The sequence below is a fragment of the Ramlibacter tataouinensis genome, assembly GCF_001580455.1.
GTDB classification, from domain to species: domain Bacteria; phylum Pseudomonadota; class Gammaproteobacteria; order Burkholderiales; family Burkholderiaceae_C; genus Ramlibacter; species Ramlibacter tataouinensis_B.
In genome coordinates this window covers 2,200,912-2,223,299 of the sequence record NZ_CP010951.1, presented here as the reverse complement: position 1 = coordinate 2,223,299, position 22,388 = coordinate 2,200,912, and the positions used below count along the sequence as shown (strand labels likewise).

22 protein-coding genes are annotated in these 22,388 nt (G+C 68.6%); 10 read left to right on the top strand and 12 right to left on the bottom strand.

Features of this window, described 5'->3' with window-relative positions; all coding sequences use genetic code 11:
* The first annotated feature begins 37 nt into the window (after positions 1-37).
* Positions 38-1,351 (top strand): solute carrier family 23 protein, encoded by a 1,314-nt coding sequence (locus UC35_RS10740; protein WP_061499158.1) that lies wholly within the window; start codon positions 38-40, stop codon positions 1,349-1,351.
* On the opposite strand, the gene UC35_RS10735 is transcribed toward UC35_RS10740, so the two are convergent.
* The gene (locus UC35_RS10735) at positions 1,348-1,911 is read right to left on the bottom strand and encodes a cob(I)yrinic acid a,c-diamide adenosyltransferase (protein WP_061499156.1); all 564 of its coding nucleotides are present in this window, start codon (positions 1,909-1,911) and stop codon (positions 1,348-1,350) included. The two genes, UC35_RS10740 and UC35_RS10735, sit on opposite strands and share 4 nt — an antisense overlap.
* Positions 1,912-2,021: 110 nt before the next feature.
* Between UC35_RS10735 and UC35_RS10730 the strand changes: the two genes are divergently transcribed.
* Together UC35_RS10730 and UC35_RS10725 are read left to right on the top strand one after the other, a co-directional pair.
* Complete coding sequence (locus UC35_RS10730) at positions 2,022-2,576, top strand: EF-hand domain-containing protein (protein ID WP_061499153.1); 555 nt, start codon at positions 2,022-2,024, stop codon at positions 2,574-2,576.
* 138 nt (positions 2,577-2,714) lie between these two features.
* Positions 2,715-4,139 carry an FAD-binding oxidoreductase gene (locus UC35_RS10725; protein ID WP_061499150.1) on the top strand — a complete coding sequence of 475 codons (1,425 nt, stop codon included), beginning with the start codon at positions 2,715-2,717 and terminating at the stop codon, positions 4,137-4,139.
* Positions 4,140-4,200: 61 nt separating this feature from the next.
* Here the strand turns inward: UC35_RS10725 and UC35_RS10720 are convergent, their stop codons facing one another.
* From UC35_RS10720 to mnmG, 7 genes are all read right to left on the bottom strand, one after another.
* On the bottom strand, positions 4,201-5,487 hold the full coding sequence (locus UC35_RS10720; protein WP_061499147.1) for a hypothetical protein: 1,287 nt from the start codon (positions 5,485-5,487) through the stop codon (positions 4,201-4,203).
* Between the two features lie 92 nt (positions 5,488-5,579).
* On the bottom strand, positions 5,580-6,500 hold the full coding sequence (locus tag UC35_RS10715; RefSeq protein WP_061499143.1) for a ParB/RepB/Spo0J family partition protein: 921 nt from the start codon (positions 6,498-6,500) through the stop codon (positions 5,580-5,582).
* 14 nt (positions 6,501-6,514) lie between these two features.
* Positions 6,515-7,054: an RBBP9/YdeN family alpha/beta hydrolase gene (locus UC35_RS10710; protein WP_061499140.1), complete on the bottom strand. Its 540-nt coding sequence runs from the start codon at positions 7,052-7,054 to the stop codon at positions 6,515-6,517.
* 51 nt (positions 7,055-7,105) lie between these two features.
* Positions 7,106-7,876 carry a ParA family protein gene (locus UC35_RS10705; RefSeq protein ID WP_061499137.1) on the bottom strand — a complete coding sequence of 257 codons (771 nt, stop codon included), beginning with the start codon at positions 7,874-7,876 and terminating at the stop codon, positions 7,106-7,108.
* Positions 7,877-7,878: 2 nt separating this feature from the next.
* The gene (locus tag UC35_RS10700; RefSeq protein ID WP_061499134.1) at positions 7,879-8,493 is read right to left on the bottom strand and encodes a LysE family transporter; all 615 of its coding nucleotides are present in this window, start codon (positions 8,491-8,493) and stop codon (positions 7,879-7,881) included.
* A gap of 30 nt (positions 8,494-8,523) precedes the next feature.
* Positions 8,524-9,174 (bottom strand): 16S rRNA (guanine(527)-N(7))-methyltransferase RsmG, encoded by a 651-nt coding sequence (gene rsmG / locus UC35_RS10695; protein WP_061499132.1) that lies wholly within the window; start codon positions 9,172-9,174, stop codon positions 8,524-8,526.
* Complete coding sequence (gene mnmG / locus UC35_RS10690) at positions 9,174-11,126, bottom strand: tRNA uridine-5-carboxymethylaminomethyl(34) synthesis enzyme MnmG (protein WP_061499129.1); 1,953 nt, start codon at positions 11,124-11,126, stop codon at positions 9,174-9,176. The genes rsmG and mnmG overlap by 1 nt, the downstream gene beginning before the upstream one ends.
* A 152-nt stretch (positions 11,127-11,278) precedes the next feature.
* Between mnmG and UC35_RS10685 the strand changes: the two genes are divergently transcribed.
* The 4 genes from UC35_RS10685 to UC35_RS10670 all read left to right on the top strand — a co-directional run bounded on the left by UC35_RS10685 (position 11,279) and on the right by UC35_RS10670 (position 15,088).
* Positions 11,279-12,655, top strand: a complete 1,377-nt coding sequence (locus UC35_RS10685) for a UDP-glucose dehydrogenase family protein (protein WP_061499126.1) — start codon at positions 11,279-11,281, stop codon at positions 12,653-12,655.
* A 5-nt stretch (positions 12,656-12,660) separates the two neighbouring features.
* Positions 12,661-13,626, top strand: a complete 966-nt coding sequence (locus UC35_RS10680) for a UDP-glucuronic acid decarboxylase family protein (protein WP_061499124.1) — start codon at positions 12,661-12,663, stop codon at positions 13,624-13,626.
* A gap of 16 nt (positions 13,627-13,642) precedes the next feature.
* Entirely contained in the window at positions 13,643-14,221 is a 579-nt protein-coding gene (locus UC35_RS10675) for an NADPH-dependent FMN reductase (RefSeq protein WP_061499121.1), read from the top strand.
* Positions 14,222-14,332: 111 nt separating this feature from the next.
* Positions 14,333-15,088 (top strand): class II aldolase/adducin family protein, encoded by a 756-nt coding sequence (locus UC35_RS10670; protein WP_061499117.1) that lies wholly within the window; start codon positions 14,333-14,335, stop codon positions 15,086-15,088.
* A gap of 53 nt (positions 15,089-15,141) precedes the next feature.
* Here the strand turns inward: UC35_RS10670 and UC35_RS10665 are convergent, their stop codons facing one another.
* From UC35_RS10665 to UC35_RS10655, 3 genes are all read right to left on the bottom strand, one after another.
* Complete coding sequence (locus UC35_RS10665) at positions 15,142-15,987, bottom strand: transglutaminase-like domain-containing protein (protein WP_061499115.1); 846 nt, start codon at positions 15,985-15,987, stop codon at positions 15,142-15,144.
* Between the two features lie 131 nt (positions 15,988-16,118).
* Positions 16,119-17,390, bottom strand: a complete 1,272-nt coding sequence (locus tag UC35_RS10660; RefSeq protein WP_061499112.1) for a hypothetical protein — start codon at positions 17,388-17,390, stop codon at positions 16,119-16,121.
* A 327-nt stretch (positions 17,391-17,717) separates the two neighbouring features.
* On the bottom strand, positions 17,718-18,935 hold the full coding sequence (locus UC35_RS10655) for a YbfB/YjiJ family MFS transporter (protein ID WP_227820523.1): 1,218 nt from the start codon (positions 18,933-18,935) through the stop codon (positions 17,718-17,720).
* A 110-nt stretch (positions 18,936-19,045) separates the two neighbouring features.
* Here UC35_RS10655 and UC35_RS10650 point away from each other — a divergent pair, with 110 nt between their 5' ends.
* Positions 19,046-20,152: an alkene reductase gene (locus tag UC35_RS10650; protein WP_061499106.1), complete on the top strand. Its 1,107-nt coding sequence runs from the start codon at positions 19,046-19,048 to the stop codon at positions 20,150-20,152.
* Here UC35_RS10650 and UC35_RS10645 read toward each other — a convergent pair.
* On the bottom strand, positions 20,145-20,486 hold the full coding sequence (locus UC35_RS10645) for a hypothetical protein (protein ID WP_061499103.1): 342 nt from the start codon (positions 20,484-20,486) through the stop codon (positions 20,145-20,147). The two genes, UC35_RS10650 and UC35_RS10645, sit on opposite strands and share 8 nt — an antisense overlap.
* 251 nt (positions 20,487-20,737) lie before the next feature.
* Here UC35_RS10645 and UC35_RS10640 point away from each other — a divergent pair, with 251 nt between their 5' ends.
* Both UC35_RS10640 and UC35_RS10635 read left to right on the top strand, forming a co-directional pair.
* On the top strand, positions 20,738-21,220 hold the full coding sequence (locus UC35_RS10640) for a Spy/CpxP family protein refolding chaperone (protein WP_061499098.1): 483 nt from the start codon (positions 20,738-20,740) through the stop codon (positions 21,218-21,220).
* Positions 21,221-21,318: 98 nt separating this feature from the next.
* Positions 21,319-22,386: a flavodoxin family protein gene (locus UC35_RS10635; protein ID WP_061499095.1), complete on the top strand. Its 1,068-nt coding sequence runs from the start codon at positions 21,319-21,321 to the stop codon at positions 22,384-22,386.
* The last annotated feature ends 2 nt before the right edge of the window (positions 22,387-22,388 follow it).

Here is a 22,388-nt window from a genome sequence, read left to right as displayed (position 1 = left end):
AGCATCGCTCCACCTTCCAACAACAAAGGAGCGAGAGATGGGACTGTTCCAATGGCAGGAGAAGCCCGCGGACGTGCTGCAGCAAGGCGGCGTGATCGCGCCGGACGAGCGGCTGCCGTGGCCGCAGACCGCCGCGATGGGCGTGCAGCACGTGATCGCGATGTTCGGCGCCACCGTGCTCGCGCCCATCCTCATGGGGTTCGATCCGAACATCGCCATCCTCATGAGCGGCATCGGCACCCTGGTGTTCTTCCTGATCACCGGCGGCAAGGTGCCCAGCTACCTGGGCTCGAGCTTCGCCTTCATCGGCGTGGTGATCGCGGCCACCGCCTACGCGGGCAAGGGCCCGAACGCCAACATCGGCGTCGCGCTGGGCGGCATCATCGCCTGCGGCGTGCTGTACGCGATCATCGGCGCGATCGTGCACGCCGTCGGCACCGGCTGGATCGAGCGGCTGATGCCGCCGGTGGTCACCGGCGCCGTGGTGGCGGTGATCGGCCTGAACCTGGCGAGCATCCCGGTGAAAAACATGGCCGCGAGCAACTTCGACTCGTGGATGCAGGCGGTCACCTTCACCAGCGTGGGGCTGGTGGCGGTATTCACCCGCGGCATGCTGCAGCGCCTGCTGATCCTGGTGGGCCTGCTGATCGCCAGCGTCATCTACGCCGTGCTCGCCAACGGCCTGGGGCTAGGCAAGCCGATCGACTTCTCGGGCATCGCCAACGCCGCCTGGATCGGCGCGCCCTCCTTCGCCGCGCCGGTGTTCGATGCCGGCGCGATGCTGCTGATCGCGCCGGTGGCGGTGATCCTGGTGGCCGAGAACCTGGGCCACATCAAGGCCGTGACGGCGATGACCGGGCGCAACCTCGACCAGTACATGGGGCGTGCCTTCATCGGTGACGGCGTGGCCACGGTGATCAGCGGCGGCGTCGGCGGCACCGGCGTCACCACCTACGCCGAGAACATCGGCGTGATGGCGGCCACCAAGATCTATTCCACCGCGGTCTTCGTGTTCGCCGCGCTGGTCGCGGTGGTGCTGGGCTTCTCGCCGAAGTTCGGCGCCGTGATCCAGGCCATCCCGCTGCCGGTGATGGGCGGCGTGTCCATCGTGGTGTTCGGGCTGATCGCCGCGGCGGGCGCCAAGATCTGGGTCGACAACCGGGTGGACTTCTCGCAGAACCGCAACCTGATCGTCGCCGCCATCACGCTGGTGCTGGGCACCGGCGACTTCACGTTGAAGTTCGGCGGCTTCGCGCTCGGCGGCATCGGCACCGCCACCTTCGGCGCCATCCTGCTGTATGCGCTGCTGAATCGCGAGCCGCAGGCCCAGGCCGCCGGCAAAGTGGTCTAGTCGGCCGAGCGGGCCAGCCGCTCGCTCTTCCAGTAGACGTCGTCGCCGCCGTCCATGCGGTTGAGCACGCGGGCCAGCACGAACAGGAGGTCGCTCAAACGGTTGAGGTATTGGCGCGGCGTCTCACGCAGGGTCTCGGCCGCGCCCAACGCCACCACCGCGCGCTCGGCGCGCCGCGCCACGGTGCGGCAGACATGGGCCTGCGCCGCGGCACGCTTGCCGGCCGGCAGGATGAACTCCTGCAGCCTGGGCAGCTGCGCGTTGTAGCGTTCGAGCGCCGCATCCAGGGCCAGCACCGCATCGGCCTTGAGCAGCTCGAAGCCGGGAATCGACAGCTCACCGCCGAGATTGAAGAGCTGGTGCTGCACATCCACCAGCAGCTCGCGCACGTCCGCCGGCAACTGCTCGCAGAGCAGCAGGCCGATGTGCGAATTCAGCTCGTCCACATCGCCCATGGCGTGCACACGCAGGCTGTCCTTGGACACCCGGGTGTTGTCCCCCAGGCCGGTGGTTCCATCGTCGCCGGTGCGGGTGGCGATTTGCGTGAGGCGCTTGCCCATGGTGATCTCTCCTGATCCTTGGATTGTGCGCTGCAGCCGTTCACCCCTGCCACAACAAGTTTTGCATTTGCAGACCCCCCTCCGGTGTGCCGCGCGCGAGCATCTGGCGCATGAAGCCACGCGTCCATGTGATCTGCCTGTGCGCCGCCTTGCTTGCCTTGGCGGCGGGTCATGCCGGTGCCGCGGGTCCGGCGCACCTGCCTGCTCCCACGCCGAAGAGCCCGCTGCAGATCGGCGTCACGCCGGCTCCGCCACCGCCGACGAACGCGCAGGTCCAGGCCTTCGCCGGCCCGAACCCCACCGGCCTGCAGTCGGCATTCCCGGCCGGCTTGCCCCCGCCGGGCACGCCGCAGCCCACCGCGCCCGGTCGCTTCCGGCCGATCGGCGGACCGGGCTATGGCGGGGTGGCCCCGGGCGGCGCCTATGCCGCGGGCGGCTACGCCGTGGGCGCGCCGGCGTCGCCGCGGCTGTCGGCCGGCAGCGGCTATCCGTACTCCGTGGTCGACGTCGCGCGCTCTTTCATCCAGGCCGACGGCAACCGGGACGGCGAGCTGACACGCGCCGAAGCGCAGCGACTGACCATCGCGCCCTACAGCTTCGAGGAAATGGACCGCAACCACGACGGCATCATCACGCGCTTCGAATACGAAGACGCGACACGATGACCTGAGGTCTCACCGCAGGCTACGCGCTCGCGCTGCCGGCCTGCTCTCAGCGAACGAATGCGGGGCCACGTCCGGTGCTGGACGGTAGCCCGCCTGGCTGCGCGGGAGGCCTTACACTGGACGATTCCAGGAGGCAACATGAACGCGCCCACCGAGTTCAACCACCTTGTGCCCGAAGTCCACCAGCGCGAGGTACCCGCCGCCTTGCTCGATGCGCTGGCGCGGCGCTTCGGGGCCCAATGCTCGACGGCCATGGCGATCCGCGAGCAGCACGGCCGCGACGAGTCCTCGTTCCAGGTGCCGCCGCCGGCAGCAGTGGTGTTCGCCGAATCGACGCAGGACGTTGCCGACGCCGTGAAGCTGGCGGCGCAACACGGCACACCGGTGATCCCGTTCGGCGTGGGCACTTCGCTGGAAGGCCATCTGCTGGCGGTGCAGGGCGGCATCAGCATCGACGTCAGCCGCATGAACAAGGTGCTGTCGGTCGACGCCGATGACCTCACGGTGACCGCGCAGCCGGGTGTCACGCGCAAGCAGCTGAACGAAGAGGTCAAGAGCACGGGCCTGTTCTTCCCGATCGACCCGGGCGCCGACGCGACCGTCGGCGGCATGAGCGCCACCCGCGCCAGCGGTACCAACGCCGTGCGCTACGGCACCATGCGCGAGAACGTGCTGGCGCTGGAAGTCGTCACCGCCAGTGGCGAGGTGATTCGCACCGGCACCCGCGCCAAGAAGTCCGCCGCCGGCTACGACCTCACGCGCCTGTTGGTCGGCAGCGAGGGCACGCTGGGCGTGATCACCGAAGTGACGCTGCGCCTGTACCCGCTGCCCGAGGCGGTGTCGGCGGCGATCTGCTCCTTCCCCAGCATCGAGGCCGCCGTGCGCACGGTGATCCAGGTCATCCAGCTTGGTGTGCCGATCGCCCGCGTCGAATTGATCGACAGCAACACGGTGCGCATGGTGAACGCGCACAGCAAGCTGGCGCTGCGCGAGCAGCCCATGCTGTTGATGGAGTTCCACGGCTCGCCGGCCGGCGTCAAGGAACAGGCCGAGACCGTGCAGGAGATCGCCGGCGAGCACGGCGGCGAGGCCTTCGAATGGGCCACCACGCCGGAGGAGCGCACGCGGCTGTGGACCGCGCGGCACAACGCCTACTTCGCGGCGATCCAGTCGCGGCCCGGCTGCCGCGCGATCTCCACCGACACCTGCGTGCCGATCTCGCGCCTGGCCGACTGCCTGCTCGATTCGGTCGAGGAAGCCGACGACAGCGGCCTGCCCTACTTCCTGGTCGGCCATGTGGGCGACGGCAACTTCCACTTCGGCTACCTGCTCGATCCCAACGACCCGAAGGAACGCGAACTGGCCGAGGGACTGAACCACAAGCTGGTGGCGCGCGCGCTCGCCCTGGGCGGCACCTGCACCGGCGAGCACGGCGTCGGCCTGCACAAGATGGATTTCCTGGTCACCGAGACCGGCGCCGGCGCGGTGGACATGATGCGGTCGATCAAGCGCGCGCTCGATCCGAAGAACATCATGAATCCGGGGAAGATCTTTTCGATCTGATCGCGTCGCACGCAAGAAAAAGCCCGGGCTCGCCGGGCTTTTTTGTTGCCGCGCTGCGCGCTCACCGGCCAAAGAGGCCCTTGAGCACACCCGCAGGATTGGGCAGCGGAATGAGCGATCCCGAGGACCCCTGTTCCTGTTCCGGGGCGGGTCCCGGTTGCGGATTCGGGCGGCTGGCCGAAGGCCCGCGACCGCTGCTTTCAGCGCCCAGCATCGCCATGGTCTGCGACTTCACGCGCACGCGCACGGCCCAATCCGGTTCCCACACGGCCTTGGGGTCGGCGGGACGCGGCGGATGGGCGAAATTGCTCTCGCCGCCATACGCCATCATGCGCAGCATGCCACCCTCGCCGGACTTGCCGTCGGCGGTGGTGAAGATGCCCTTGGGGATCGCGCAGCGTGTCGTGTCGGGCTGCAGCAGCACCCGCTCCTTCAGCCAGCGTTCGATGGTGGCATTGGACAGGTAGTCGAACAGGCCCATGCTGGTATCGCCGGTTTCGGAACTGGACCACATCACCATGTCGTTGTTGCCCAGCATGCCCATCGCGTGCAGGTAGTAGGCGCGGGCATTGGCCACGTTGCCCCAGCTCGCGACGATGCTGTCCTTCAGGCTGCCGCTGGTCTGCAGGTCGATGGCGGGCATGATGTCCTGTGCGGGTCCCAGCGTGAACTTCATCGACGCGGGAACGCCGTCGCCCACGACCTGGTGCGATCCGACCAACGAACTGTCACGGCTCAAGGCCACCCGGTTCTTCTCGTTCGGGTAGAGCGCATAGGCTGGCCCCACCTTGGCGCCGCGGTCCGGCGTGTAGCGCCCGGCAAAGGCCGTACCCCAGTCGGCCGGGTTGCCGCTCAGGTCGATGATCTTGGGTTGGCCGCTGCGCACGGCTTCGCCGCAGCCCCAGTAGATCAGGATCCGGCCCTTGGGCCTTTCCATCTGGTGCTCGCGCGGCATCTCACCGGGCTCGGGCTCGCGCACTTCGGCTTTCGGGGGAACCAGCGGCAGGCTGTCGCCCATGCGCATGCCCGCCGGAATGGTCTGGCTGGCCTCGACGCCGGGCTTGAGCCGGTTGTGCAGCGCGATGTCCAGCACGCGCGAGGGCATGATGTTCATGCCGCGCGCCATACCGTAGCTGGTATTGCCCGCGCCGCGACCGCCGCCCATCATGCCCGCCAACATGCCGGCGCCGGGCATGCTGTCCATCTCGGGCATGCCTGCCATGGTGCCGGTGGACACGTCCATCCACAGTTGCGCCTTGGGCGGCTTGACGTTTTGCGCCTGGGCGATGCCGAAAGCGCAGCAGGCGAGGGTCAGCGCGGTGGCACGAACCCGGATCGAAACAAGCATGGGACCCCCTCCAGTGATGTTGGAGCGAGTGTAGGGCCAGCCTTGGCCGCTGTTCAAGCTCGCCGCGAAACCCGGGCAGCGCCTTCGCGGCCCTAAGCGCGCAGCCGGTCGATCAACCCGTTCAACTCCTCGAGCGAACTGAATTGAATGGCGATCTCGCCCATCTCCTCGATACGCCCGTTGCGTTTGGCGCGTTTCTTGACACGCACCTCGACTTCGGCGGTGAGCAGGTCCGACAGCTCTTCCTCGACGCGGCGCAGGTCGCGTGACTTCTCGGCTTTGGGCTTGGGCGAAGTCAGGTTGAACTCGGCGCCCAGCCTCTTGACCAGCGATTCCGCCTCGCGCACCGACAGCTTCTTGGCCGAGATCTGGTGCGCCGCCGTGACCTGCGACGCGCGTTCGAGCGCCAGCAGCGCCCGCGCATGGCCCATGTCGATGTCGCCCGCCATCAGCATGCCCTGCACGACGTCGGGCAGGTTGAGCAGGCGCAGCAGGTTGCTGGCCGCGCTGCGCGAGCGGCCCACCGCCTGCGCCGCCTGCTCGTGCGTCAGGCCGAACTCCTTGGTCAGGCGCTGCAGGCCCTGGGCCTCTTCCAGCGGGTTGAGGTCCTCGCGCTGGATGTTCTCGATCAGCGCCATGGCGGCGGCCGACTCGTCGGGCACGTCGCGCACCAGCACCGGCACGCTGTCCAGCCCGGCGAGCTTGGCGGCGCGGAAGCGCCGCTCGCCGGCGATGATCTCGTACTTGCCGGCGTGCAAGCCGCTGGCAAGCCTGCGCACCAGGATCGGCTGCATGATGCCCTGCGCCTTGATCGACTCGGCCAGCTCGTAGAGCGCGCCTTCGTCCATGCGCGTGCGCGGCTGGTACTGCCCGGGCACCATGTCGGCCAGCAGCAGGGACGCGGGCAGCCCCGGATTGCTCGCGCCGGCCTCTTCGCTGGCCGGCGGCGCGGCGGTGGGACCGAGCAGGGCCTCCAGCCCGCGGCCCAGTCCCTTCGGTTTCTTCGTGACCATGCTAGTGTCCTGTCTCAATCTTTCATGAGGTCCTGCAGCAGCACATGGCCCTCCGGCCAGCTCGCCAGGCCCGATTCGGCGTTGATGTGGCCGCCGTCGCCATAGTCGATCAGCTGCGAGCCCCAGGCCTGGGCGAACAGCCGGGCGCGCTCGAAGGCGCAGTACGGATCGTTGCGGCTGGCCACCAGCACGCTGGGGAAGGCCAGCGCGCCCAGCTCGATTGGCGACCAGCTGGGCAGCTGCTCGCGGATCTCGGGCCGCTCGACGTCGCCGGGCGCCACCAGCAGCGCGCCCTTGACCCGATGCGTGTTGCGCGAGTGCGCCGACCACGCCGCCGCCAGCATGCATCCCAGGCTGTGGGCCACCAGCACGGCCGGCTCGTCGCGCGCCAGCACCATGTCCTCCAGCCGCGCCAGCCAGTCACCGCGCCGCGGCTTCATCCAGTCGTGCTGCTCGACCCGCACATAGCCATGGCGCTGCTCCCACAGGGTCTGCCAGTGGCCCGCGCCACTGCTTTCCCAGCCCGGCAGGATCAGCACGTTGGATGGTTTCATGCTATTGATTTTGTAGCTAACAAGCCTTACCTCTACAGGGCTGGCGGCTCATCACATCTTCTTGATGCGCTCCACCATCTCGCGCGCGAAGTCCACGAAGGCCTGGCTGCCGCGGGCGTTGGGGTCGAACACCACGCCCGGCAGGCCGTAGCTCGGGGCTTCGGCCAGCCGCACGTTGCGCGGGATCACGGTGTCGAACACCTTCTCGGCGAAGTGCGCCTTCAGCTGGTCGCTCACCTGCTGCTGCAGCGTGATGCGCGGGTCGAACATCACGCGCAGCAGGCCGATGATCTGCAGGTCCTTGTTCATGTTGGCGTGGACCTGCTTGATGGTGTTGACCAGGTCGGTCAGGCCCTCCAGCGCGAAGTACTCGCACTGCATGGGCACGACGACGCCGTGCGCCGAACACAGGCCATTGAGCGTGAGCATGGACAGCGAGGGCGGGCAGTCGATCAGGATGAAGTCGTAGTCGTCGGCCACGGCCTCCAGCGCGCCCTTGAGCCGGCGGTCGCGCCGCTCCACTTCGACCAGTTCGACCTCGGCGCCGGCGAGCTCGCGGTTGGCGCCCAGCACGTCGAAACCGCACTTGTCGCTGCGCACGCGGGCCTCGGCCACCGTGGCCGACTCCAGCAGCACGTCATACACGCTGAGCGCCAGCTCGCGCTTGTCCACGCCCGAGCCCATGGTGGCGTTGCCCTGGGGATCCAGGTCCACCATCAGCACCCGCTGGCCGACCTTGGCCAGCCCGGCAGCGAGATTGACGGTGGTGGTGGTCTTGCCAACCCCACCTTTTTGGTTGGCGATGCAGAAAATCTTGGCCATTTTTATTTGCTGAGCGCGAGCTTGATACCGAAGCCGAGCAGGAACACCCCGGCCACCTTTTCCAGGATGCGGCCGATGAGCGGATTGGTCCGCATGCGCTCTGCCAGGTGATGCGTCAGCAGCACCACGGCCAGGCCATACAGGAAGGTGAGCACGGCAATGGTCGCGGCCATGGCGCCGAAAGTGAGAAAGCCCTGGTGGCGCGCCGGATCGACGAACAGCGGGAAGAAGGCCATGTAGAAGACGATGGCCTTGGGGTTGAGCAGCGTGATCAGGGCGGCTTGGCGGAAATAGTCGCGCGGCTGGATATTGAGTATCGGCTTGGCCCCGGCCTTGGCCAGGAGCATCTTCAGCCCCAGCCAAGCCAGGTAGGCGGCGCCCAGCCACTGCACCGCATGGAAAGCCGCCGGGTAGGCCAGCAGCAGCGCGGCGACGCCGGCCACCGCCGCCCACATCAAGACCTGGTCGCCGGCGATGACACCGAAAGTGGCGGCCAGCCCGGCGCGGATCCCGCCTTTGCTGGTGGAGGTGATGAGGGCCAGGTTCCCGGGACCGGGCAGGGCCAGAAACAGGATGATGGCGGCAACGAATGCGCCGTAGTCCGCTACGCCGAACATGAAAACCCCCCGGGATGACTATGGCCGAGTTTACGTGAGCGCCGACGGCCTGAGCCACAGGAGGCAGCGTTGAGCGGCCAATCCCGGCACCTCAAGCTGTTCCACGTGAAACATTTCCACCTTGGGCGGCAGCGCGGCGACCTCCTCGGCCGGGTACTTGCCCTTCATCGCCAGCCAGACCCCCTGCTCCGCCAGCGCGGCGGCCGAGAGCGCCACGAAGTCCGCCAGCGAGGCGAAGGCGCGGGAGGTCACCAGCTCGTACTGGCCGTCCAGCTGCTCCACCCGGCTGTGCAGCCCGCGCAGATTCGCCAGCTTCAGGGCGACCGCCGCCTGCTGGATGAAAGCCGCCTTCTTGGCCACGGTATCCACGCAATCCACTTCGATCTCGGGACAGACGATGGCGATCACGACGCCCGGCAAGCCGGCGCCGGACCCCACGTCCAGCAACTTGAGGGCTCGCCCTGCCGTATGGCGGCGCAACGGGCCGATCAGTGTCAGGCAGTCCAGCAGGTGGTGGCTGAGGATTTCGCCGGGCTCGCGGACGGCGGTCAGGTTGTAGACCCGGCTCCACTTCTGGATCAGGCCGGCGTAGCCGACCAGTTGGGCGACCTGCGCATCGCTGAGCGCAAGCCCGAGTTGGCGCAGGCCGTCCCGCAGCCCCGGCTCCAGCCCGGCGTCCATCAGGCCGCCGCTTTGCCGGACTGGTTGGCCGGCTCGGCAAATCCCTTGAACTTGCCGCGCTTGAGGTGGACCAGCAGCAGCGAGATGGCCGCCGGCGTAACACCCGAAATGCGGGAGGCCATGCCCAGCGTTTCCGGCCGGTGCTTGCTCAGCTTCTGGCGCACCTCGATCGACAGCGCCGCCACCTGCATGTAGTCCAGCTCGGCGGGAAGCTTCAGGTGCTCGTACTGGGCGGCCCGCTCGATCTCGTCCTTTTGGCGGGCGATGTAGCCGGCGTACTTGGAGGCGATCTCGATCTGCTCGACCACCGGCGCCAGCAACTCGCCCAATGTTTCACGTGAAACCTCGGCAGTGGCATGCACCCCGCCCATCAGGGACATCAGGCTGTCGTAGCTCACGTCCGGGCGGCGCAGCAGGTCGGCCAGGCTGTGCTCGTGCTCCATCTGCTTGCCGAGCACCCGCTCGGCCTCCTCCGCCGGCACGATGCGGGGATTGACCCAGACCGAGCGCAGCCGCTGCAGCTCCCGCTCGATCGCCTCGCGCTTGCGGCTGAAGGCCTCCCAGCGGGCATCGTCCACCAGGCCCAAGTGGCGGCCGGTTTCGGTCAGCCGCAGGTCGGCGTTGTCCTCGCGAAGCTGCAGCCGGTATTCGGCGCGGCTGGTGAACATGCGGTAGGGCTCGGTCACGCCCTTGGTGATCAGGTCGTCGACCAGCACGCCCAGGTAGGCCTCCTCGCGGCCGGGTACCCAGGCCTCGCTCCCCTGGCAGAACCGCGCCGCATTGAGCCCGGCGAACAGGCCTTGCGCGGCGGCCTCCTCGTAGCCGGTGGTGCCGTTGATCTGGCCGGCAAAGAACAGCCCGGCGATCGCGCGGGTCTCGAAGCTGCTCTTGAGCCCGCGCGGGTCGAAGTAGTCGTACTCGATCGCATAGCCCGGCCGCAGGATGTGGGCGTTCTCCAAGCCCGGGATGGACCGCACCAGCCCGTACTGCACGTCGAAGGGCAAGCTGGTCGAAATGCCGTTCGGGTAGAACTCGTTGGTGGTCAACCCCTCGGGCTCGAGGAAGATCTGGTGACTTTCCTTGCCGGCGAAGCGGTTGATCTTGTCTTCCACGCTCGGGCAGTAGCGCGGCCCCACCCCTTCGATCTTGCCGGTGAACATCGGGCTGCGGTCGAAGCCGGAGCGGATGATCTCGTGGGTGCGCTCGTTGGTGTGGGTGATCCAGCACGGCATCTGCTGCGGGTGCATGGCGGCGCGGCCCATGAAGCTGAACACCGGCACCGGATCCAGATCGCCCGGCTGCTCTTCGCACATGGAGAAGTCGATGGTGCGGCCGTCGAGCCGCGGCGGCGTGCCGGTCTTCAGGCGGCCCTGCGGCAGCTTCAGTTCCTTCAATCGCGCCGACAGCGACACCGCCGGCGGATCCCCCGCCCGGCCGGCCTGGTAATTGTTCAGCCCAACATGGATGCGGCCGTCAAGGAAGGTGCCGGCCGTCAGCACCACCGCCCGCGCCCGAAAGCGAATACCCACTTGCGTGACAGCTCCCACCACCCGGTCACCTTCGACCATGAGGTCGTCGACCGCCTGCTGGAACAGCGTCAGGTGGGGCTGGTTTTCCAGCCGTCGCCGGATCGCCGCCTTGTAGAGAATGCGGTCGGCCTGGGCCCGGGTCGCCCGCACCGCCGGCCCCTTGGAGCTGTTGAGGATGCGGAACTGGATGCCCGCCTCGTCGGTGGCGATGGCCATCGCCCCGCCTAGGGCGTCGACCTCCTTGACCAGGTGCCCCTTGCCGATGCCGCCGATCGACGGGTTGCAGCTCATCTGCCCCAGGGTCTCGATGTTGTGCGTGAGCAGCAGCGTCGTGCAGCCCATGCGGGCGGACGCGAGCGCAGCCTCGGTGCCGGCATGGCCGCCACCGACGACGATGACATCGAATTCTTCCGGGTAGAGCATTTTGGGGTCGCTTTCAACCCGAATTTTCGCGCATTGCCCCGCAATGGGTGGCTGGCGCGCGGCGAGACCCGGCGCGCGCCAGGCGATTGGGGGTCTGACCCGCCAACTACAATCGCCGGCGTGGCGCCGAAGGCCTCAATAAGAAGACAAGCATGCAAATCACGGTCGTAGGCACGGGCTATGTGGGATTGGTGACCGGCACCTGCCTGGCCGACCTGGGCAACCGCGTCCTGTGCGTGGACGTCGATCCCGCCAAGATCGCCTTGCTCGAGCGCGGCGAAGTGCCGATCTACGAGCCCGGGCTCAAGGAACTGATCCAGGACAACGTGGCCGCCGGCCGGCTCGCCTTCACCACCGACGTGGCCGCCGGCGTGGCATTCGGCGAGATCCAGTTCATCGCCGTGGGCACCCCCGCCGCGGCGGACGGCAGCGCCGACCTGTCGCAGGTGCTGCAGGCCGCACGCAACATCGGCCGCCACATGACCGACTTCAAGGTCGTGGTCAACAAGTCCACGGTGCCGATCGGCACCGGCGAGCAAGTGGCCGGCATCCTGCGCGAGGAGATCGCCCAGCGCGGCGTCACCGCGTCCTTCGCCGTCGTCAGCAACCCGGAGTTCCTCAAGGAAGGCGCGGCCATCGCCGACTTCATGCGGCCCGACCGGATCGTGCTCGGCGCGGACGACACCCCCGAAGGCCAGCGCGCACTGGCGCTGATGCGGCGCCTGTACGCGCCCTTCAACCGGCACCACGAGCGCACCCGCGTGATGGACGTCAAGAGCGCGGAATTCACCAAGTACGCCGCCAACGCGATGCTCGCCACGCGCATCAGCTTCATGAACGAGCTGGCCAACCTGGCCGACCGGGTCGGCGCCGACATCGAATCGGTGCGCCAGGGCATCGGCTCGGATCCGCGCATCGGCTACAGCTTCCTGTACGCGGGCACCGGCTACGGCGGCAGCTGCTTTCCCAAGGACGTGCAGGCACTGGCCCACACCGCGCGCAGCCACGGCCAGAAGCTGCGCGTGCTGGAAGCGGTCGAGTCGGTCAACGACGAGCAAAAGTCCGTCATCGCGCGCAAGGTGTTCGAGCGCTACGGCGAGCGGCTTGAGGGCCGCACCTTTGCCCTGTGGGGCCTGGCCTTCAAGCCCAACACCGACGACATGCGCGAAGCGCCCAGCCGAGGCGTGATCGCGGCGCTGGCGCGCGCCGGCGCCCGGATCCGCGCCCACGACCCGGTGGCCATGGAGCAGGCGCGCGCCGCGCTGGCGGAAGACTTTCGCGCCGAGCCGGCCCTGCTCCAGCGCGTTGAATTCGTGCGGCACCCGATGGACGCGGTGAAGGACGCCGATGCCCTGGTCATCGTCACCGAGTGGAAGGCCTACCGCAGCCCGAACTTCGGACTGATCAAGGCCGCCATGCGCGAGCCGCTGATCTTCGACGGCCGCAATCTCTACGAGCCGCAGGACATGCAGCAGGCCGGGTTCACCTACGTCGGCATCGGCCGGGGCACCCGGGCGTCAACAGAATAAGGTTCATGCGCAGCTATCACCCCACCCAGCGGATCATGGTCACCGGCGGCGCCGGCTTCCTCGGCAGCCACCTGTGCGACCGCCTGATCACCGCCGGCCACGACGTCCTGTGCGTCGACAACTTCTTCACCGGCACCAAGGACAACATCGCCCACCTGCTCGGCCACCCGCGCTTCGAGCTGTTGCGGCACGACGTGACTTGGCCGCTGTACGTCGAGGTCGACCAGATCTACAACCTGGCCTGCCCGGCCTCTCCCGTGCACTACCAGCACGACCCGGTGCAGACCACCAAGACCAGCGTGCACGGCGCGATCAACATGCTGGGGCTGGCCAAGCGCCTGCGCGCGCGCATCTTCCAGGCCTCCACCAGCGAGGTGTACGGCGACCCGGCCGTGCATCCGCAACCCGAGGAGTACTGGGGTCACGTCAACCCCATCGGCCCGCGAAGCTGCTACGACGAAGGCAAGCGCTGCGCCGAGACGCTGTTCTTCGACTACTACCGCCAGCACGCGCTGGACATCAAGGTCGCGCGCATCTTCAACACCTACGGCCCGCGCATGCACCCGAACGACGGCCGGGTGGTGAGCAACTTCATCATGCAGGCGCTGAACGGCACCGACATCACCATCTATGGCGACGGCAGCCAGACCCGCTCGTTCTGCTACGTCGACGACCTGATCGACGGTTTCCTCAAGTTCATGGACACCGGCACCGATTTCCCCGGCCCGGTGAACCTGGGCAACCCGAACGAGTTCACCATACGGCAGCTGGCCGAACTGGTGATCTCGATGACCGGTTCCAGCTCCAAGCTGAAGTTCGAGCCGCTGCCGGCCGACGATCCCACGCAGCGCCAGCCGGACATCCGGCTGGCACGCGAACGCCTGCAATGGGAGCCGCGCATCCAGTTGCGCGAAGGCCTGGCCGCGACCATCCAGAGCTTCGAGCGCCGGCTGTCGGGCGGCCGGGCGTAACACCACGCGCGCCGCCATGAAACTCCTCGTCTTCGCCGGCAGCACCCGCATCGGCTCCTTCAATCGCCGGCTCGCCAAAGTGGCGGCCGGGATGGCCCAGGCCTCCGGCGCCGAGGTCACGCACCTCGAGCTCGGCGACTTCGATGTGCCCATGTACAACGCCGACCTCGAGGCGCGCGGCACGCCGGCCGATGTCATGCGGCTCAAGCAGATCTTCTACGAGCACCCGGCCTGGATCATCTGCGCGCCCGAGTACAACGCCAGCTACCCCGCGCTGCTGAAGAACACGCTGGACTGGATCTCCAGCCCGGTGAAATCGGACCCGGTGTGGAACGACGACTTCCGCTCCACCCGCGGCAAGGTGGTGGGCGTGCTCAGCGCCTCGAACGGCGCCCTGGGCGGCCTGCGCTCGCAAAGCCACCTCGTGCCGCTGCTGTTCAACCTGCACTGCTGGGTTGCCCCGCGCACCTTCGGGCTGGCGCGCGCCGCCACTGCCTTCGACGAGCAGGGGCAGCTGGTGAGCGAGGGCTCTCGCGACAAGGTGCAGGCCGTGATCGACCAGGTGCTGTGGGCAGGCGCGCGGCTCGCGCCCTGAGCTTCGTTTTCCTGAAACGGCTGGGCAGCGGCCCGCTGTCATTTTCTTGACAATCAAAATCCCCGGTCCGGGCCAAGAATGGCGCCGCACCGGACAGCAAAGGAGACGTCAATGGAAATCGCATCGCTCAAGCAGGTGGTCAGCGCCGAGGAATGGGAGCTGCGCGTGCAGCTGGCCGCCGCCTACCGCCTGGTTGCCCTGTACGGATGGAGCGACCTCGTGTTCACGCACATCAGCGCGCGCCTGCCCGGTCCCGAGCACCACTTCCTGATCAATCCCTACGGCCTGATGTTCGACGAGATCACCGCGTCCTCGCTGGTGAAGGTGGACCAGGACTGCAACAAGCTGATCGACTCGCCCTTCCCGGTGAACCCGGCGGGCTTCGTCATCCACAGCTGCATCCACCAGGTGCGCGAAGACGCGGGCTGCGTGCTGCACACCCACAGCCGCGCCGGCGTCGCGGTCAGCGCGCAGAAATGCGGCGTGCTGCCGATCAGCCAGCAAAGCACCTTCGTGCTGGCCTCGCTGGCCTACCACGACTACGAAGGCGTGGCGCTGCGCGACGACGAGAAGCCGCGCCTGCAGGCCGACCTGGGCGACAAGACCCACCTCATGCTGCGCAACCACGGCTTGCTGGTGGTGGGCCGGTCGATCCCCGAGGCCTTCCTGTCCATGTACACCTTCGAGAACACCTGCCGCATCCAGATCGATGCGCAGGCCGGTGGCGAGCTGGTGCAGGTGAACCCGAAGATCATGCAAGGCATGGCGCAGGTGATGAAGACCGTCACCGCCGGCCAGGGCGCCAACATCGCCTGGCCCGCGCTGCTGCGGCGCCTGGACCGCATCGACCCCAGCTACAAGACCTGAGGTTTGTCTCCCTCCCCTCCGGGGAGGGCCAGGGTGGCCGGCCGCCCCTCGCCTCAGGGCGAGGTCACCGCCAGCCCCAGCACTTCCTCCCCCCTGTTCGCCGTCAAGCGCGGTTCGTGCTCCAGCACGTGCAGTTCCATGCGCGTCATCTCGACCGCGCCGAAGAAGGTGCTGAAGGCCACGTCCTTGGCATCGAGGCCGGTGCCGATGCGCACCAGCCGGTCCACCGGCGCCATCCCCGTGGGGTCGAACATCACCCAGCGGCCGCCGATCCAGGCCTCGAAGGTCGCATGGAAGTCCTGCGGCGGCTCGTCGAACCAGACATAGCCAACCACCAGCCGCGCCGGGATGTTCAGCGCGCGGCACAGCGTGATGCCCAGGTGGGCGAAGTCGCGGCACACGCCCACGCGCTGCGCGAACACATCTTGCGCGGTGGTCATCGAATTCGTGCTGCCCACACGGTACTCGATCGAATCGTGGATCCACTGCACGATCCGGCGCACGCGCGAGATGCCGGGCGGCTCCTGCCCGAACAGCTGGTGCGCGGCGCTCGCCAGCAGGTCGGACTCGCAATAGCGCGTGGCCATCAGGTAGCGGAAGACCGAATCGGGCACCTGTCCCAGCGGCGTTTCGGGCAGGTGTTCGTCGACCGGCGCGGTCTGTACTTCGACCTCGGCCTTGTAGTTCACCAGCAGGTGGCCGGGCGGCGCATCGAAGCGGAAGAAGCGGTTGCCACTGCGCGCATCGGTGAATGAGTGCAGCGACACCCTGGAGGAGACGGCGAGCCGCTCCTTGAGGACCTTCTGGGTCGGCCAGTGGGCGGCCTGGATGTTGAAGCAGAAGTGCGTCGGTGTCTTGACCTCGTACTCGAGGGTCGTTTCGACGGTGGAAAGATGCATGAAGGCACGGCTGGCGCGGGCACAGCGCCCGCCCCGACCATGCTAGGCACAGGGATGGGCTGCGCGATCAGCCCGCGGCGCGGCGCGCTGTAGGACGGCCGCTATTTCGCGCCACTTCGCGCCACTTCGCGCTACTTCGAGAACATATCCCGCAGCCCCTGGCCGAGCCGGTCGCCCACGCTGGCACCGGCACCGGTGCCCACGCCCGGGGCGATCATCGTGCCGATCGCCGCGCCAGCCAGCGCGGCGCGGCTCAAGGTCACGCTCGGCGCATCCAGCGTGCCGCCCACCACCAGCGGCACGCCGAGCGCCCCTCCGGTGGCCTGTGCCACCAGGTTCACATTCACATGGCCGCTCAGGCGCTGGTCGGCCGCCATGGCGACCGCGCCCTGCGCCGACAGCACGCCGGAGCTCGCCACCAGGTTGCTCAATTCGGCGGCGCGGCCGCGCGTGATGAGATTGCCCGCCAGCGTGTCCAGGCGCGTCTCGCCGCCGCGGCTCAGGCCCACCGTTTTCACCGCCTGCGCCAGGTCGAGGCCATGCACCACCGCGTTGTGCACCGTGAATTTCGTCTGGGTCTGCATCACGTCGGCGAGCGCGCCCGGGTCGCGCAGGTCGGCGCGCAAGCTGGTGTGCGCCTCCAGCCGGCCGGTCAGCGTACGGCTCGGCGCGGTGAAGGTGGCGACCTCGACGTCCTGGGTGTCGAGCCGGCCTTCGAGCATGGGCGTGCCCTTGGGCGATTTCACCGTGCTGAACGCGCCCACCATCGTGCCGCCGCCTACTTTGGCGTGCAGCTGCCACTGGTCCTGCGGCTCGCGTCGCAACTTGAGCTGCACACCCTGCCAGCGGCCCTGCGACACCTCGACGTCCAGCGTGCCCGGCAAGCCGTCGTCATCGAGCCTGGCCTGCGCGTCCACCACATGCCGCTGGCCCTTGGCATCGATCCAGGTCACCTGGTCCAACACGATGCGGCGCGGCAGCGCCATCGCCGACGCGCCTTTCTTCGCCGGTGCGGGCTTCTCCGGGTGCGCCTTGCGGTAGGCCGCCGCGATGCCGGCGATCGCCGCTTGCGGCACCACGGCCCGGCGGACGACCAGCGTGGACACTTCCAGTTTTCCGCGCAGCAGCGCCGCCAGCGCCGGCCGCGCCTCGATGCGTTCCAGCGTCAGCGGCGGCTGGCTCCTGACTTGCACGCGCTCGGCGGCCACCGCCGGCAAGGGCCACACGTCCACTGACAACGCGCCCAGTTCGACGGCGACACCGGCGGCCTGCGAAATTTCGCGCGCGGCACGCGATCGGAAATCAGCGCTGTTGATCCAGAACTGCAGGCTGACCGCGACCCCGGCCAAGGCCAGCACGGCCAGCAGCAAGATGCCGAACAACCACTTCAATGCCCGTCCCATGCAGGCATTGTCGCCGCGTAGCTGGACAATTCAATACCTCGGGGGGTGCCGCGCAGGGCGCCCCCCTCGGGCCTGTCTCCTTATCGCGAAACCCGCCTGTCCTCATGCCGGGAACACGATCTTCCAGACGAGCGCGTGATGGCGGTGCAGGAGGCGATGAAGCTCGAAGGCCTGCTCAAGTAGTCCGCTGAAACATTGAAATGGGTGCCGAGAGACGCGCAAGACGCGATGCGATGCAAGGCGCAAAGCACAGCGATGCCCGGCGGCATCGCGAGCATTTGCAACGCAGAAGCGCGCCGCGTATTGCGTGGAAAGCGGCGCCCGATTTCAGTGTTTCAGTGGACTCGCCAGCGGCTTCTGCCGCCAGGCCAGCAGCGCGCCCAGCCACAGCGCGACGGCGGAGAACACCAGCCCGCGCGCCAGCCCGCCCGTGCCGTCGGCGATCCAGCCGACGATGGTGGGGCCGACGATCTGGCCGGCCGCGAACACGATGGTGAAGGCGCTGATGCCGGCCGCCCATTGGGCGGACGGCAGGTTGTGGCGCACCAGCGCGGTGGTGGACGCCACCACCGACAGGAATACGCCGCCGAACACCAGGCCCGAGAGCAGCACCAGCGGCCACGCCGTGCTGAGTGCGGGCAGCAGGGTGGCCGCGCCCAGCAAAGCGTTCAGGATCGCCAGCGCCTGCCCGCCGCGGTAGCGATCGAGCAGGCCGGCCCAGATCCGCGACGAGGCGACCACCGCGGCGCCGAGCAGCGCGTAGAACAGCGTGATGCCGCCCTGGCTGGTGCCCTGCTCGCGCAACAGCGCGATCACGAACGTCATGTAGCCGATGTAGCCGACGCCGAACATCGCGTAGCCTGCCAAGGCCGCGCCGAACACCTGCCAGCGCAGCGGCGCTGCCGCGGCCTGCGCCGCTGCGGGCCCGCTGTCCTGGTGCAGCGCCGACAGCACACGGGACGGCCAGGCCAGAACTGCGGAGGCCAGGAAGCACGCCAGCGACAGCAGCCACCAGGACCAGGCCCAGCCATGGGGACGCGCGCTCGCCGCCTCGAGCGCGGCCGGCACCAGCAGCGCCGACAGCACGATGCCGAAGCCGGTGCCGCCGTAATACAGGCCCAGCAGCAAGCCGGCGCGCGCCGGTTGCAGCGTTCCCAGCCGCGCCGCCAGCAGTCCGCCGGCGATGAAGAGGAAAGCACTGGCCACGCCCGCGAGCACGCGCTGCGCCAGCAAGGCGCCGGCATCGGTGAAGAAGCCGCTCAGGCCCATGAACAGACTCGACAGCGCGGCGCCGCCCAGCACCAGGCGCGCGGGGCCCAGGGTCCGCATCAGCCGCGGCGTCGCCAGCGCGCCCAGCAGGTAGCCGAGCGCGTTGGCGGTGTTCATCGCTCCGGCCAGCGTGTACGACCAGCCGAGGTCGGCGCGCATCGGCGGCAGCAGCAGCCCGTAGGCAAACCGCGTCACGCCCAAGGACACCGCGGCCCCGAGCGACAGGGCCAGCGCCAGGCGCAGCAGCATGGCGGGTGCGGGCTCAGGCTCGTGCATGAAACCCATTGTCGGGTATCGCGCAGGGGCAAGGCGCTGCGCGCTACGCTTGCGGCTCGCAAACAGACCACGACACACGACGACAGGCAACGAAAGAAGGAACCCCGCACTTGCCCACACTGTTCGATCCCCTCCACGTCGGCCGCTGGCAGCTGCCCAATCGCATCGTGATGGCGCCGCTCACCCGCAACCGCGCGCCCGGCGCGGTGCCCACGCCGCTGATGGCCGAGTACTACACCCAGCGCGCCAGCGCCGGCCTGCTGGTCAGCGAAGCCACGGCGATCAGCGCGCAGGCCCAGGGCTACGCCGACGTGCCCGGCCTGTACAGCACCGAACAACTCGATGCCTGGCGGCAGGTGACGCAGGCCGTGCACCATCGCCACGGCCGCCTCGTGGTGCAGTTGTGGCACGTGGGCCGGGTCTCGCATGTGGACCTGCAGCCGGGCGGCCAGCGCCCGGTTGCGCCCTCGGCCATCGCCGCCCGCACCAAGACCTTCCTGATCCGTCCGGACGGGACCGGCGCCTTCGTGCCCACGTCCGAGCCGCGCGCGCTCGACGCCTCGGAACTGCCGAGCATCGTGCACGACTACCGCCAGGCCGCGCGCCACGCGATCCACAGCGCCGGCTTCGACGGCGTGGAGGTCCATGCGGCCAACGGCTACCTGCTCGACCAGTTCCTCAAGACCGGCGCCAACCAGCGCAGCGACGACTACGGCGGCTCCATCGAGAACCGCGCGCGTCTGCTGCTCGAAGTGATGCGTGCCATCGCCGATGAAGTGGGCGGTGATCGCGTCGGTGTCCGCCTGTCACCGGTGACGCCGGCCAACGACATCGTGGACGACAACCCGCAGCCGCTGTTCAACCACGTGATGCGGCAGCTCGCGCGGCTGGGCCTGGCCTACATCCACGTGATCGAAGGCGCCACCGGCGGCACGCGCGAGATCGCCGAGCGTCCGTTCGACTACGGTGCGATGCGCCGCGCCTATCAGCTGGCCGGCGGCAGCGGGGCCTGGATGGTGAACAACAACTACGACCAAGACAGCGCCCAGCAGGCGCTGGACGGCGGCGCCGACCTGATCGCCTTCGGCAAGCTGTACATCGCCAACCCGGACCTGGTCGACCGTTTCCGCGTCAAGGCCCCGCTCAACGCACCCGACCGCAGCACCTTCTATGGCGGCGGTGCCCGGGGCTACACCGACTACCCGCGACTCACTTGACGACCTGGCCGCCGGCGCCGCGCAGCTGCAGGTTCATCTTTTCGGCCTCACGCTGCCGCGCCAAATCCACCTGGGTCTGCGCGCGGTTCGAATTGTTCGTGACCTCGCGCACCCGGACCAAGCCATCGGGCGGTGCGCCCATCATCACCTGGCGCTGCGCGCGCACCGGCGAGTTTTCCATCACCACGGCGCCGACGCTGTCGCGCTCGTGCGCGGGCGCCGGGCCGACGTCGCTCACCGGCGGTTGACCCACTTCGGGCGCGGCCGGCTTGTCACTGGTCTGGGCCAGCGCGCCGCCGGCCACCAGCGCAGCCAGCAGCGCGGCAGTTCTCATCGGACGGCAATAACTCATGCTTGCACCTCTTCAGAACACGTGCATGCATCCATGCTGCGCCTGCGCGAGCGGGCGGCCTAGGGTCATTGCCGGCTTGTGCGGTAGGAAGCCTCCCACATCCGCGGACCCGCTTGGCTTTACACGACAGCGACGATGCAGGCATCGCCGCGACACTTGTGCGCATCACAGTCACAACCAACCCACGGGCTCTCTTCGTGCCCGGGGCGCATCAACCGACGAAAGGAAGCTCGATGAAATCAGCCCGTCACATGTTCGCTGCCGCGCTTCTGGCCAGTCTGGGCCTGGCCGCCACGGCCCAGACGCCTGCTGCCGCGCCGCCGGCCGGCACGCCGCCCGCGGCGAGCGACAGCCGCGGTCACCACGACCCGGCGCGCATGCAGCAACGCATGCAGCAGCGCCTGGCCGACCTCAAGCAGAAGCTGCAGCTCATGCCTGGGCAGGAAGGCGCCTGGACCGCCTACACCGGCGCCCTGCAGCCCTCGCAGCAGATGCAGCGGCCCAACCGCGATGAGTTCGCGCAGCTGACCACGCCGCAGCGCATCGACCGCATGCGCCAGCTGCGGGCGCAGCGCGCGGCCGAGATGGACCGGCGCGGCGAGGCCACCAAGGCCTTCTACGCCTCGCTCACGCCCGAGCAGCAAAAGGTGTTCGACAGCGAAACGCTGCGCGGCCCCGGCGGCGCAGGCGGCCATCACCGCCATCACCACGGCTAAGGCAACCGCTGGATGACCGCTGGACAAGTCCCCCGCGAGGGGCTTGTTCAGCCTTCCCCTGAGCCCACCGCGGCGCGCCAGCGCCCTACACTGGGCCGATGACCATCCGCAAAGGGCAGGCGCCGCCGATGCTGGCGCGCGATGCCTTCCACGCTCGCTTCATGCAGGACTTCGTGGACCCGGCCTTCCAGGCCGAGGCGCCCGCCCTGTCCCGGCTGGAGGAGATCGCCTGGCAGGCCTACCAGGCGGGCCGCAAGGCCCCGCGCACGGCCAAGGCCGGTCCCGGCTTCGCCGACCCGGACTACCAGCTGTCGGTGGAGTGGCGGGCCACACGCGACCGGCTCGCCGCCGCGCAGGCCCGCTGGTCGCAGCCGCAGACGCCCTCGCGCGTGCTGCTGGTGGCCGGCGGCTCCCGCAACGACGGCAGCTGTCCCGGCGAGATGTCCAAGACCTTCCGGCTGGCGCAGATCGCGCGCGAGACCGTCGCGGCGCAAGGCATCGAAGCGGACTTGCTCGACCTGAGCGAGCTCACCTCGGGCTACAGCCACCATATCCATCCGTGCAAGGGCTGCCTATCCACGGCGATGCCGCTGTGCCACTGGCCCTGCAGCTGCTATCCCAATCATGCCTTGCGGCAGACCGGCGACTGGATGGCCGAGATCTACGAGCGCTGGGTCAGCGCGCACGGCGTGCTGCTGGTCACGCCGGTGTACTGGTACCAGGCGGCCAGCCCGATGAAGCTGATGATCGACCGCCTGGTCTGCGCCGACGGCGGCAACCCCGATCCCACCAGCACCCACGGCAAGCGGCCGGAAGAGGCCAAGGCACTGGAGATGGCCGGCTGGGACTATCCCAAGCACCTGGCCGGGCGCGCCTACGGCGTCGTGGTGCATGGCGACGTCGCCGGCATCGACTCGGTGCGACGCGCACTCACCGACTGGCTCGATTGGATGGGACTGATCGATGCCGGCTTCCAGGCGCGGCTGGATCGCTACATCGGCTACTACGAGCCCTATGCCACCAGCCACGAAGCGCTGGACCGCGACTCCGGCGTGCAGGAGGAAGTGCGCAACGTCGCGCGCGCCCTGGTGCATGCGGTGGGCGAGCTGCGTGCCGGGCGGCTGCAGCGCCCCGACCGCGCGCTGGTGCCGCCGCGAAGCAAATAGCG

What these genes read in the sequence shown, in the direction of transcription:
- UC35_RS10675 (WP_061499121.1), top strand. Translation starts at nt 13,643, where the DNA reads ATGAAACTCCTCGTCTTCGCCGGCAGCACCCGCATCGGCTCCTTCAAT.
- UC35_RS10705 (WP_061499137.1), bottom strand. Translation starts at nt 7,876, where the DNA reads ATGGCCAAGATTTTCTGCATCGCCAACCAAAAAGGTGGGGTTGGCAAG.
- UC35_RS10660 (WP_061499112.1), bottom strand. Translation starts at nt 17,390, where the DNA reads ATGGGACGGGCATTGAAGTGGTTGTTCGGCATCTTGCTGCTGGCCGTG.
- UC35_RS10655 (WP_227820523.1), bottom strand. Translation starts at nt 18,935, where the DNA reads ATGCACGAGCCTGAGCCCGCACCCGCCATGCTGCTGCGCCTGGCGCTG.
- UC35_RS10715 (WP_061499143.1), bottom strand. Translation starts at nt 6,500, where the DNA reads ATGGTCACGAAGAAACCGAAGGGACTGGGCCGCGGGCTGGAGGCCCTG.
- UC35_RS10700 (WP_061499134.1), bottom strand. Translation starts at nt 8,493, where the DNA reads ATGTTCGGCGTAGCGGACTACGGCGCATTCGTTGCCGCCATCATCCTG.
- rsmG (WP_061499132.1), bottom strand. Translation starts at nt 9,174, where the DNA reads ATGGACGCCGGGCTGGAGCCGGGGCTGCGGGACGGCCTGCGCCAACTC.
- UC35_RS10680 (WP_061499124.1), top strand. Translation starts at nt 12,661, where the DNA reads ATGCGCAGCTATCACCCCACCCAGCGGATCATGGTCACCGGCGGCGCC.
- UC35_RS10710 (WP_061499140.1), bottom strand. Translation starts at nt 7,054, where the DNA reads ATGAAACCATCCAACGTGCTGATCCTGCCGGGCTGGGAAAGCAGTGGC.
- UC35_RS10730 (WP_061499153.1), top strand. Translation starts at nt 2,022, where the DNA reads ATGAAGCCACGCGTCCATGTGATCTGCCTGTGCGCCGCCTTGCTTGCC.
- UC35_RS10720 (WP_061499147.1), bottom strand. Translation starts at nt 5,487, where the DNA reads ATGCTTGTTTCGATCCGGGTTCGTGCCACCGCGCTGACCCTCGCCTGC.
- UC35_RS10725 (WP_061499150.1), top strand. Translation starts at nt 2,715, where the DNA reads ATGAACGCGCCCACCGAGTTCAACCACCTTGTGCCCGAAGTCCACCAG.
- UC35_RS10635 (WP_061499095.1), top strand. Translation starts at nt 21,319, where the DNA reads ATGACCATCCGCAAAGGGCAGGCGCCGCCGATGCTGGCGCGCGATGCC.
- UC35_RS10640 (WP_061499098.1), top strand. Translation starts at nt 20,738, where the DNA reads ATGAAATCAGCCCGTCACATGTTCGCTGCCGCGCTTCTGGCCAGTCTG.
- mnmG (WP_061499129.1), bottom strand. Translation starts at nt 11,126, where the DNA reads ATGCTCTACCCGGAAGAATTCGATGTCATCGTCGTCGGTGGCGGCCAT.
- UC35_RS10685 (WP_061499126.1), top strand. Translation starts at nt 11,279, where the DNA reads ATGCAAATCACGGTCGTAGGCACGGGCTATGTGGGATTGGTGACCGGC.
- UC35_RS10670 (WP_061499117.1), top strand. Translation starts at nt 14,333, where the DNA reads ATGGAAATCGCATCGCTCAAGCAGGTGGTCAGCGCCGAGGAATGGGAG.
- UC35_RS10740 (WP_061499158.1), top strand. Translation starts at nt 38, where the DNA reads ATGGGACTGTTCCAATGGCAGGAGAAGCCCGCGGACGTGCTGCAGCAA.
- UC35_RS10735 (WP_061499156.1), bottom strand. Translation starts at nt 1,911, where the DNA reads ATGGGCAAGCGCCTCACGCAAATCGCCACCCGCACCGGCGACGATGGA.
- UC35_RS10665 (WP_061499115.1), bottom strand. Translation starts at nt 15,987, where the DNA reads ATGCATCTTTCCACCGTCGAAACGACCCTCGAGTACGAGGTCAAGACA.
- UC35_RS10645 (WP_061499103.1), bottom strand. Translation starts at nt 20,486, where the DNA reads ATGAGAACTGCCGCGCTGCTGGCTGCGCTGGTGGCCGGCGGCGCGCTG.